This is a genomic window from Escherichia sp. KCJ4928, assembly GCF_004352695.1.
GTDB lineage: Bacteria > Pseudomonadota > Gammaproteobacteria > Enterobacterales > Enterobacteriaceae > ECMA0423.
In genome coordinates this window covers 1-2,320 of record NZ_SJWV01000334.1, presented here as the reverse complement: position 1 = coordinate 2,320, position 2,320 = coordinate 1, and the positions used below count along the sequence as shown (strand labels likewise).

3 protein-coding genes are annotated in these 2,320 nt (G+C 43.1%); 2 read left to right on the top strand and 1 reads right to left on the bottom strand.

The features are described from left to right. Positions 1-70: 70 nt before the first annotated feature. Both E0D98_RS23375 and E0D98_RS23370 read left to right on the top strand, forming a co-directional pair. On the top strand, positions 71-565 hold the full coding sequence (locus E0D98_RS23375) for a DUF2569 domain-containing protein (RefSeq protein ID WP_000388880.1): 495 nt from the start codon (positions 71-73) through the stop codon (positions 563-565). After that, entirely contained in the window at positions 501-1,034 is a 534-nt protein-coding gene (locus E0D98_RS23370) for a hypothetical protein (RefSeq protein ID WP_240723755.1), read from the top strand. Before E0D98_RS23375 ends, E0D98_RS23370 begins: the two co-directional genes overlap by 65 nt. Positions 1,035-1,694: 660 nt before the next feature. Here the strand turns inward: E0D98_RS23370 and E0D98_RS23355 are convergent. After that, a complete protein-coding gene (locus E0D98_RS23355) occupies positions 1,695-2,297 on the bottom strand; it encodes a ProQ/FINO family protein (RefSeq protein ID WP_047083861.1) in 603 nt (200 codons plus the stop codon). Positions 2,298-2,320: the final 23 nt, after the last annotated feature.

Here is a 2,320-nt window from a genome sequence, read left to right as displayed (position 1 = left end):
CCATATATGTGGTGGGGGATGTTTAAAAAAACTAAACATTATCGTAACGCAATGAATAATGGAATAAAAAATGGAATGTATAAAATGTAAAATGTCAGAAGCAAACAAAGAGTCGGGATTGTGTGATGCCTGTGAAAATGAGGAGTTAAGTAAAATTAATGGACTATTATATCTTCCTGCTCTGGGACTTATCTTGGGTGTTATTGGTAGTACTATTGAACTTTACAGTTTTACCATAACCGCATTCAATTATTTCAATGAAACTGGCTTTTTATCTTATTACGCTATGGGGGCATTTGCGTTGCTGATATGTGGATTCATTGTTTCCCTTTATGCAACGTGGTTGTTTTTCAGACGCAAAAAAGGAACTCGAAAAGCCATGATCGCTTATTATGCAACAGGACTGATTATTGCTCTCTATCTTACTTTATTACCGGCTATTCTTTTTGACGTACAGCTGGATTCAGATAATATCAGATTATTAGTGAGTGGAATATTTGGTGTTGTTATATGGATACCTTATTTTCTTTTTTCCAAAAGAATTAATATGGTTTTTTGTCGATAGCTATGTCGTTGAGAATAACGCGCTCAGCTTCGGTGATGGTTTTGAAAGCAATGCTGCTGCGGCTACATCATGGAACAAGTACGCGGTGGGCAATAATCTGACACTGGGACAAACCCAGGCTGGGCTGGATAAGATAGCGAAAGGTGATATGCCGGACAGCATCAATATCACGAAAGTGATCGTGGATGGATATCAGGATGGTGTAATGATTGCCGGAGCATGGTATCTGGGGCCTGCTGCGTCAGCAGGTAAAGTTCTTGGTGGTGGGCTTCTTGGACTGGCGGCCAATAGTGGTTATCAGTTCTATGATTTGAACCAGCCGCAGAATGCGAATAAGTCGTGGGACTATCTGGGAAGCGCGACCTCATTTACAACAGGCATGATGGCTCCCGGTCGTGGTGTCCTTGCAAACACAGGTATCGCAATGGGTGGGCATTCTTTACTGATGGTCCAAATACAGCTTCACTAGCCGGGCTGGTATTGGTGCTGGTCTGGGTGGGGCGTTTGGGAAGTATGCGCCAGTTGGTGTAGATAAAGTATTAAATGCGAATAACATTCCTAATTTTGTTTATGATGCTATCGGAGGTGTTGGTCGTGAGTTTATTAACGGATTCACGAAAGAAGCATTAAAGGGGTCAGTTTGGAATTCGGAAAATAAACCACGTTAAGACTATTTTTTAGCCAAAGGACTTTCAGGAATCGCCAGAATGGCGGGACAACAGCGGTTTTGGTGTCCGAAATCGTACAATTCTGTACATCTACGCAAGGAAATGTACGGAAGTAAGCCAAATGGTTATCGGACGGTCGGAACATTTCGTACAGCCTTTACGTTCAGTGAGTTAGCTGGCTTGGATATAACCACTCGTTCAACTCAATTCTCTTAGCGTGGGAAAATTTCCGAATTCCAAGCGGACCCCTAAGTACGTAATTATTGCCTGATATGTATATAATCAGGAGAACCACTGAAATCCAGAATGCCAGTTCCAATACAGTATATACAGGCTTCAGGCGTCTGCATGCCTGCTCATGTTTATTCAGGATAAATACGATTTTATCTGCATCTGATTTACTCATAATCATTCTCTTCCCATTTTTCTGATACGTAATGTCCAGCTGTTATCAGGAGTGTTTATTGCCCAGAAATATTCTCCTGCTGTGCCTGCATCCTGAGCCACTTTTGTTCTAATGTCGCCAGTCTGCGACCGGCACTCTGTGCTTCAGATTCTGAGACCTGCCCTTTGGGGTGACCATCCAGACCATAACGTGGGACGCCGGCGACAGCTGTCCGTTGCAGATATACACGGCGTGAGGTGATGCAGGACACTGCACATAGCCATTCGTCCATGGTCAGTTCTGCCTCCGGGTGTTCTGCCAGAAATGCCGAAATATCATTGTTTATGCCAATTTTCAGGGGAATAAATCCACCGCCTTCAGCACGAAGATGAGGAAACAGAATCTTTATTTTTTCCACGCACTCGTGAGTATACTCTCGGGTCCAGTGGGAGGGACGTGGGAAACGGTGTTTTTTCTTTTTCTTCTTCCTGGCTGACGCTTCAGGGATATGTTTTTCGACGGCAGATGAATTTATTCCGGCGGATACTGATTCTGTCGTCTGTTCAGTAAATACAGGTGCGATAATATCTGTTTTTTCGGATAAGGAAGGTTCCGAAAAAGTTCGACGTTTTTTCACCACAATGACTGGTATTTTCCTTTCTTCCTGATGTTTTCCCATAAATACCTCGGCTGTGTTGTTCT